General features: G+C 66.2%; 6 protein-coding genes. 5 read left to right on the top strand and 1 reads right to left on the bottom strand.

The window, feature by feature from the left end; genetic code table 11:
• The 3 genes from DBR12_RS04990 to DBR12_RS04980 all read left to right on the top strand — a co-directional run.
• Positions 1-871, top strand: an 871-nt coding sequence (locus DBR12_RS04990) for a CoA transferase (protein WP_108616240.1), incomplete at its 5' end; no start/stop codon positions are given.
• A gap of 14 nt (positions 872-885) precedes the next feature.
• The gene (locus DBR12_RS04985) at positions 886-1,578 is read left to right on the top strand and encodes a cold shock and DUF1294 domain-containing protein (protein ID WP_108616239.1); all 693 of its coding nucleotides are present in this window, start codon (positions 886-888) and stop codon (positions 1,576-1,578) included.
• Positions 1,579-2,103: 525 nt separating this feature from the next.
• Positions 2,104-4,590 carry an EAL domain-containing protein gene (locus tag DBR12_RS04980; protein WP_233244307.1) on the top strand — a complete coding sequence of 829 codons (2,487 nt, stop codon included), beginning with the start codon at positions 2,104-2,106 and terminating at the stop codon, positions 4,588-4,590.
• 24 nt (positions 4,591-4,614) lie between these two features.
• Here the strand turns inward: DBR12_RS04980 and DBR12_RS04975 are convergent, their stop codons facing one another.
• Entirely contained in the window at positions 4,615-7,116 is a 2,502-nt protein-coding gene (locus DBR12_RS04975; protein WP_108616238.1) for a YgiQ family radical SAM protein, read from the bottom strand.
• A 191-nt stretch (positions 7,117-7,307) separates the two neighbouring features.
• Between DBR12_RS04975 and DBR12_RS04970 the strand changes: the two genes are divergently transcribed.
• Positions 7,308-8,270: a bifunctional helix-turn-helix transcriptional regulator/GNAT family N-acetyltransferase gene (locus tag DBR12_RS04970; protein ID WP_108616237.1), complete on the top strand. Its 963-nt coding sequence runs from the start codon at positions 7,308-7,310 to the stop codon at positions 8,268-8,270.
• A gap of 59 nt (positions 8,271-8,329) precedes the next feature.
• A complete protein-coding gene (locus DBR12_RS04965) occupies positions 8,330-8,890 on the top strand; it encodes a GNAT family N-acetyltransferase (RefSeq protein WP_108616236.1) in 561 nt (186 codons plus the stop codon).
• Positions 8,891-9,107: the final 217 nt, after the last annotated feature.

Here is a 9,107-nt window from a genome sequence, read left to right as displayed (position 1 = left end):
GCCCCTGCGCAACACCCGCGTTCTTAGCCTCGCCCTCAACCTGCCCGGCCCCGCCGCGCTGATGCGCTGTGCACGCATGGGCGCCGAGTGCACCAAGCTCGAACCGCCACCATCCCCCGGCTACCCCAGCGCCGACCCCATGGGCATCTACAGCCCCGCAGCCTACGCCACGCTGCACGATGGCGTGCGCGTGGTGCACGCCCACCTCAAGACACCCGAGGGACAGGCCGCGCTGCACGACGAGCTGGCACGCACCGATGTGCTCATCACCTCGTTCCGCCCCTCGGCGCTCACCAAGCTGGGCCTGGGCTGGGACGTTTTGCAGGCCAAATACCCCCGCCTGTCGCTGGTGCGCATCGTGGGCGCAGCGGCAGAGCGGGCCGAAGAACCGGGCCATGACCTCACCTATCTGGCCGACGCCGGCCTGGTGACCGGCACCGAGATGCCCCCCACGCTCTATGCCGACATGGGCGGCGCCCTGATGGCCAGCGAAGCCGTGCTGCAAGCCCTGCTGGAGCGCGCCCACACCGGCAGCGGCGTGTGCATCGAAGTGGCCCTGGCCGACGCTGCCGCCTGGCTGGCCCAGCCGCGCGACTGGGGCCTGACCACGCCCGACGGCGACGTGGGCGGCCACCACGCGGGCTACCGCATCTACCCCTGCGCCGACGGCCGCGTGGCCGTGGCGGCGCTGGAACCGCACTTTGCTGCCAGCCTGTGCGCTGCCGCCGGTTTGCCTGCCGTGGGCGACCCGCAGGTGCTGCGTGCCCCGGCCACCCACGCCGCCGTGGCAGCCTTCTTGCGCACGCAAACCCGCGCCCAGCTCGATGCGCTGGCCGTGGTGCAAGACATCCCCCTGCACACCCTGGCCTGAGCCTTTTTGTACCGATGCAGAAACAAGGCACCGTCATCCGCTGGGACGCCACGCGCGCGTTCGGCTTTATCCGCAGCCCCGACACCTCTGCCGACGTTTTCTTTCATGTGCGGGACTACCGGGGCAGCGCAGCGCCCCGCGAGGGGCTGGCCGTGGTCTACGACGAAATCCACGTGGGCGGCAAAGGCCCCCGGGCAATGGCGGTACAGCCTGCGGCCCAGGCCGGGGGCGCAGCCCGACCAGCCACGAGCGCGTCGACAACGGCGCCTCAACGCAAGGCACAGCCTGCGCGTCCCCCTGCCCCGCGACCCGCCCGGCGCCGCGAGCGCCCTGCAAAAGCGCACCTGGGGGCCCATACCCCGGCCATGCCAACTCTGCTCCTGATGCTGGGCTGGGCCGCGCTGCTGGGCTGGGGCGTCTGGGCGGACAAGCTCCCGCTGTGGTCCTTGGGCGCTGCTGCCGCCATCAACGTCCTGACCTTTGTGATCTATGCAATCGACAAGAGCGCCGCACAAAACGGCCAGTGGCGCACCAAGGAAAGCCACCTGCACCTGCTCAGCCTGGCAGGCGGTTGGCCGGGTGCGTGGTGCGCGCAGCAGTGGCTGCGCCACAAGTCGCGCAAACCGGAGTTCCGCGCCGTGTACTGGGTAACGGTGGCGGTTCATTGCGCCGTGCTGGTGGCCTGGCTGGGCGGGTGGCTACGGTAGCGGTCCCTCAAGCGCTTCAAATTTGATAGCTTAAAACGCATGATGGAAGCGCGGAACCAGCCATTTTGATTCATTTTTTTGCACCCGGCGGCCTGCAGAGGCCACCGCGCTGTGGCAGGCCCCAGAGGGGGGGCAGCCTCCGACACCTCGCTCTTGGCTCCTCAGGGGGCGAGGAACAGCCACCGCGCGCGATGTGGGGGCACCATGGGCGAACAGCGCTGGCATGACAGCCCAAGCACCAGGCACCAGTGGCAGCAGACGGCAACAAACATGTCCGTCACATATCCAAACTTTGCATGCGTCTGCCCATTGATCGCTATATAGTGGTTCGCAGGCACTGCACCGCAGTACCGCACACCGATCACGGGCCCCCACCCGTGGCGAAGACGGTTCGCGCAAGGTGCAGGCACCGCAGAGCAACAAGGGCGCCCCGGCCATGGTCAGCGCCCTGCAACGAAGCATGAGGCGGGGGACCAATCCATGGATGTGTTGCAGCAGCCAAAGCAGCCAGTCGAGCGAAAACCGGTGCCGCTGACCTTGCGGGTGACATGGCCGTTCATCATGATGGTGCTGCTGCTGGCCGCCTGTGCCACGGCCAGCCTGCAAGTTCTGTCGGGCGTGCGTGCCTTTGTTGCGGGTGAAAGCCTGTGGACAAAGGGTCAGAAGGACGCCATCTACCACCTCCACCAGTACGCGATCAGCGGCTCGCCCCAGGCGTTCGAAGGGTTTGCGCGCGCCATGGACATCCCTCTTGGTGACCGCGCAGGTCGGCTGGCCCTGCAGCCAGGCCAGGTACAAACCGATGTGGCGCGCGAAGGTTTTCTGCGCGGCGGCAACCACCCTGACGACATCGACAGCCTGATCTGGCTGCTGCGCTACTTCGCCCACCTGGACCTGGTCAAAGAGCCCGTGAGCCACTGGCTCATCGGCGATGAATACATCAACGCGCTGCGCGAGCTATCGCACGAGATCCACCGGCGCAACACCGACGGCACGGCGGACGCCGCCACCCGGCAGCGGTGGCAGGACGCCATCCACGAGATCAACGCCGGCGTCACCCCCGCCGCCCGCGACTTCAGCAAGTCCTTGGGCGAAAGCTCTCGCCAGATCGTGCGCCTGCTGATGTGGAGCAACATGGGCATGGCGGCCGCTCTCATACTGCTGACCCTGTGGCACACACACGGCCTGCTTGTGCAGCGCCGCCGGGCCGAACAGGCCCTGGAGGCCGAACGCGAACAGGCGCGCACCACCCTGGCCGCCATTGGCAACGGCGTGGTGACCACCAACACCCAGGGCCAGGTGGTGTACATGAACGCCGCCGCCGAAGCGCTGCTGGCCCGCCCGGTCGCTCAGGCTGCAGGCCAGCCACTGGCACAGCTGCTGGTGTTTGATGGCGAGGCACCAACGCTGTCTGCCGACACGCTGGTGCAGAACATCCTGCGCAGCGGCAGTGCAGCCCTGGGCCATGTGCACACCACGCTGGTGCGCGCGGACCAGACCATCGTTCCGGTCAAGCTGGTGGGCTCGCCCATCCACCACCGGGGGGTTCTCACCGGGGCCGTGCTGGTGTTGCACGACGTGACGCGTGAACAGCACTACGTGGAGCAGCTGTCATGGCAAGCCAGCCACGATGCGCTGACGGGCCTGGTGAATCGGCGCGAGTTCGAGCGCCGCCTCGAAGCCTTGTTGGCCCAGCCCCGCCCCGTGGGGCGTGAGGGCTCGCTGCTGTACGTGGACATGGACCAGTTCAAACTCATCAACGACACCTGCGGCCACCAGGCAGGCGACGAGATGCTGCGCGAGGTCTGCCGCATGCTGCAAAGCCACCTGCGGGAGGGCGACACTCTGGCGCGGCTGGGCGGCGACGAGTTCGGCATCTTGCTCAAGGACTGCCCGGCCGGGCCCTCGGCCCGCATCGCCGAGCAATTGCGCCGGGCCGGACAGGAGTTGCGGCTCAACTGGGAAGGCCAGCAGCTGCGCACCGGCCTGTCCATCGGCATGGTGCAGCTCATTCCCGCCCTGACCTCCATTCAGGAGGCCATGCGGGTAGCTGACATGGCCTGCTACCGCGCCAAGGAAGGCGGGCGCAACCGCGTTGTCATCTACCAGCCTGAAGACATCGAGATGAGCCGCCGCGAGGGCGAGATGGACTGGGTACGGCGGCTGCGCCTGGCGCTGGAGCACAACCGGTTCCAGCTGCATGCCCAGACGATCGCACCCTTGCAGCCCAGCAGCGAAAATGGCCTGCACATGGAGGTGCTGCTGCGCCTGCGCGAAGACGACGGCCAGCTGATTGCGCCCGGATGTTTCATCCCAGCGGCCGAGCACTACGGCATGATGACCTCTGTCGACCGCTGGGTCATCCGCCACACGCTGGAGACTCTGGCCCGGCACCAGCAGCAGCCGGGCCTGCCGCCTGTGCACACCTGCGCCATCAACCTCTCTGGCACCAGCCTGGGGGATGACAGCCTGCTCAAGCTGATTCGCAGCGCACTGGCCGATTCGGGGGTAGACCCGCACATGCTGTGCTTCGAGATCACGGAAACCAGCGCCATATCGCACCTGCCCAATGCCGTGCGGCTGATGAAAGAGCTACAGCAACTGGGCTGCCGCTTCGCGCTCGATGACTTTGGCGCGGGCATGTCGTCCTTCAACTACCTCAAGCACCTGCCGGTGGACTACCTCAAGATCGACGGCAGCTTTGTGAAGGACATGCTGAACGACCCCGCCAACCGGGCCATGGTGGAGATGATCCACCACATCGGCCATGTCATGGGCAAACGGACGATTGCGGAGTTTGTCGAATCGCAGGCCATCGCAGATGCCCTGCGGGACATCGGCGTGGACTATGCGCAGGGCTATGCGCTGGCGCGGCCGGTGCCGCTCGATGACTATCTCGACCTGCGCAACACCTCCAGGCCAGAGCCTGCGCGGAGTGCCGGTGCAGCGCAGGGGCACGCGCCGCCGCACAGCGGGCCAGCCCTTAGTAGCGCCAGGCCTGAAGTGCCCTGAAGTGCCAGGGCGCGTTCGGAGCGGTCAGCGCGCCTTCTTGAACGGCTTGCCGCTGCCCACGGGCTTGGTTTTGGAGGCAGAACCCGTCACACGCGGCGGCAGCCCGGTGTGCTGGGTCAGCATGCGGCCCGGCTGGGGGGCCGTGCCACGAAAACGCACGTCGCCCTTGGGTTCGTTCAACTCCTGCGGGCGGGGCCGCAGAGCGACGGCCTTGCCATCCTTGTTGATGGTGTAGCCGAGCCCGCCGCCGCCCGTGGACGCAGTGCTGTTCTTGCGCCGGGCGCTCTGGTAGCCGCCATCGGTCAGCGGCTGGAAGGTCGGGATCAGATGCTGCTTGCCGTTGCCGATCAAATCCGCCCGGCCCATGGCCTTGAGCGCCTCGCGCAGCAGCGGCCAGTTGTTCGGGTCGTGGTAGCGCAAGAAGGCCTTGTGCAGGCGGCGGCGCTTTTCGCCGCGCACGATGTCCACGGACTCTTCGGCGGTGTCGCGCATCTGGCGGCGCACGCGGGTGAGCGTGTTGCGGCCCGAGTGGTACATGGCCGTGGCCGTGGCCATGGGGCTGGGGTAGAAGGTTTGCACCTGGTCGGCGCGGAAACCGTTCTTCTTGAGCCAGATGGCGAGGTTCATCATGTCCTCGTCGCTGGTGCCGGGGTGCGCGGCGATGAAGTACGGGATCAGGAACTGTTTCTTGCCCGCCTCTTCGCTGAACTTCTCGAACATCTGCTTGAACTTGTCATAGCTGCCGATGCCCGGCTTCATCATCTTGGTGAGCGGGCCCTGCTCAGTGTGCTCGGGCGCAATCTTGAGATAGCCGCCCACGTGGTGCTGCACCAGCTCCTTGACGTACTCAGGGCTTTTCACGGCCAGGTCGTAGCGCAGGCCCGAGCCGATCAGGATCTTCTTGATTCCCTTCAAGGCGCGGCCACGGCGGTAGATCTTGATGAGTGGGCCGTGGTCGGTGGTGAGGTTCTGGCAGATGCCGGGGTACACGCAACTGGGCTTGCGGCAGGCGGCCTCGATCTCGGGCGAGCGGCAGCCCAGGCGGTACATGTTGGCCGTAGGACCGCCCAGGTCGCTGATGGTGCCGGTGAAGCCTTTGACCTTGTCGCGGATGTCCTCGATCTCCTGGATGATGGAATCCTCGGAGCGGCTCTGGATGATGCGGCCTTCGTGCTCGGTGATAGAGCAGAAGGTGCAGCCGCCAAAGCAGCCGCGCATGATGTTGATCGAAAAACGGATCATCTCCCACGCCGGTATCTTGGTCGCGCCGTCGTGGCTGCCGTTCTCGTCGGCGTAGCTGGGGTGCGGCCCACGGGCGTACGGCAGGTCGAACACATGGTCCATCTCGGCCGTGGTCAGCGGGATGGGGGGCGGGTTGATCCACACATCGCGCGCCGTCACGCCCTCACCGTGCGCCTGCACCAGCGCGCGGGCGTTGCCGGGGTTGGTCTCCAGGTGCAGCACGCGGTTGGCATGGGCATAGAGCACCGGGTCGCTTTTCACCTGCTCGTAGCTGGGCAGGCGGATCACGCTCTTTTCGCGCGGCGGCACCTTGAGCTTGGCCTTGAGCGCAGGGTTGGCGACGAACAGCATGGGCTGTATGGCGGGGTTGGGGTCGGTTTTTTCAGCGCTTTTTTGGCCTTCACCGCGCGTCCCATCTGCCTTTTCAGCTACAGAATCAGTAGCATCATCCTTGCTGCAGGTGCTGCCTTGGGCTGCGGCCTGCTCGCTGGTGGTCATGTAGGGGTTGATGTGCGCTTCCACACGGCCTGGCTCGTCCACCGTGGTGGAGTCGATCTCGAACCAGCCCTTGCCGCTTTCGTCATCGGGACGGCGCACAAAGGCCGTGCCGCGCACGTCGGTGATGTTTTCCACCGGCTCGCGCGCCGCAATACGGTGGGCCACCTCGACCAGGGCGCGCTCGGCATTGCCGTACAGCAGCAGGTCGCACTTGCTATCCACCACGATGGAGCGGCGCACCTTGTCGCTCCAGTAGTCGTAGTGCGCAATGCGGCGCAGACTGCCTTCGATGCCGCCCAGGATGATGGGCACGTCTTTGTACGCCTCGCGGCAGCGCTGGCTGTAGACAATGGCGGCGCGGTCTGGGCGCTTGCCGCCCACATCGCCGGGGGTGTAGGCGTCGTCACTGCGGATCTTGCGGTCGGCGGTGTACCGGTTGATCATCGAATCCATGTTGCCCGCCGTCACGCCCCAAAACAGGTTGGGCTTGCCCAGCACCTTGAAGGGCTCGGCACTTTGCCAGTCGGGCTGGGCAATGATACCCACGCGAAAGCCCTGGGCTTCCAGCGTACGGCCAATCACGGCCATGCCGAAGCTCGGGTGGTCCACGTACGCGTCGCCCGTCACCAGGATGATGTCGCAGCTGTCCCAGCCCAGTTTGTCCATCTCCGCGCGGCTCATCGGCAGGAACGGGGCCGTGCCAAAGCGCTTGGCCCAGTACGGACGGTAGCTGGACAAAGGCTTTGCGGCACGCGCAAAAAAGGAGACGTCAACGGGGGCGTTCATGCAAAGGGGGTCGCGGCCGCCCCCGGTGCGATGGGGGCCTTCGTGGGGCGCGTCTGTGGTGGATAACCCGTAATTTTACGTTGGCAGGCAGTTTTTGTCGCCCTTGCAGCACTTGCCCCTCTCCGTAGCAGGCTTGATCGCCACCAGGCATATACTTGCTTTTGTCAATTAATTGACTGACAAAGTCATTCATGAACAACAGTACACCCACTCCTTCGAGCAGCCCCTCCGTCTCTGCCAGCGCTGTGAAGGCGGTGCGCCACTTCAACCGCTTCTTCACCCGCCGCATCGGCGTGCTGGACCCGTACCTGGGCAGCGACCTGTCTCTGACCGACGTGCGCGTGCTCTATGAACTGGCGCACCGCGAGGCTCCCGTGGCAAGTGAGCTGGCGCGGGAGCTGGGGCTGGATGGCGGCTACATGAGCCGCATCCTGCGCCGGTTCGAGCAGGCGGGTTGGATCCGCCGCACTACCAGCGCGCAGGACGCACGGCAAAGCGTGCTGGCCCTGACGAAGGCCGGGCGCGCAGTGTTCGAGCCGCTGCAGCAGCGCTCGCGCGACGAAGCCAGCGCCCTGCTCGCCCCGCTGCCCCCCGCACGCCAGCAAGAGGTGGTGGACGCCATGGAGCGCATCGAAGCCCTGCTGGACCCGGCATCGGGCGCAGGCGCGCCCCCGCGCATGGCCGTGCTGCGCGACCCGGTGCCCGGCGACATGGGCTGGGTGGTGCAGCAGCATGGCGAGATCTACTGGCGCGAATACGGCTGGGACAGCCGCTTCGAGGCGCTGGTTGCCGATATTGCCGCGCAGTTTCTGCGCAAGTTCGAGCCCGAATGGGAAAAGGCATGGATTGCCGAGCTGGACGGCGAGCGGGTAGGCGCGGTGTTTGTGGTGCGCAAATCCCCCACCACGGCCCAGCTTCGCATGCTGATCCTGACCCCCAAGGCGCGCGGGCTGGGCCTGGGCGCGCGGCTGACCGACGAATGCCTTGCCTTTGCGCGCGCCAAGGGCTACAAGAAGATGGTGCTGTGGACCAACAGCTGCCTGACAGCTGCGCGGGGCATCTATGCCCAGCGCGGCTTCCGCCTGACCAAGTCGGAGCCCTACGATGGCTTTGGCCAGCAGCTGGTAGGAGAGACTTGGGAGTTGAAGCTGTAGCTGTAGCTGTAGCTGCAACAAACACCCGCTGGCAACGCACACCCCACAAGTCCACCACCATGACCCACAGCCCCCGCCCCGCGATCCGCCAGGTCACGCCCGACGACGACCTGGCGCGCCTGACGGCACTCATCCACGCTGCCTACGCACCCCACGCCCGCCTGGGCCTGCGCTACTGGGGCACCCACCAGTCGGTGGAAGACACGGCCAAGCGCTTTGCGTCCGGCACGGGGCTGGTGATGGTGGCGGGAGATGACTACGTGGGCACGGCCACCTTGCGGCCGCCCCAGCCGGAATCCACCGTGCAGCTGTACCAGGACCCCACAGTCTGGTCGCTGTGCCAGTTCTGCATCACCCCCCAGGCCAAGGGCCGGGGCTACGGCACACAGTTGCACGCATACGCAACCGAATTGGCCAGGCAGGCAGGCGCCCAGACCCTGGCGCTGGATACGGCCCAGCCTGCGGCGGCCTTGATTGCGATGTATGAATCCTGGGGCTACCGGGTGGTTGGCGAATGCGACTGGCGGCCACTGACCAACTACACCAGCGTGCTGATGGCGCGCAGCCTGGTGGAAACTCCGGGTGACGACAGCATCGGCAAACCACTGCACAGGCAGTGATCTCAGCGCCCAACTACGCTGGCGGCCTCCATCGTGCCATCGGTTGCTATGCCTGCATCGGATCTGTCTTGCGTCTCTACCACTCGCCCACTTCCCGCACGCGCTGGGCCAGATCGGGCAGATCCTCCTCCTGATGAACAGGGTTGTTCACCACTGTCGCCATCATGGGTGTGCGCGTATCAGCAGTGGCAGACTGGGACATGAACCGATCAAACAC

Origin of the sequence: Acidovorax sp. HMWF029, assembly GCF_003060895.1 — a bacterium.
Classification (GTDB): Bacteria; Pseudomonadota; Gammaproteobacteria; order Burkholderiales; family Burkholderiaceae_C; genus Acidovorax.
Note: the sequence above shows the minus strand (reverse complement) of the source record. Positions and strands in the feature narration are given on the sequence as shown.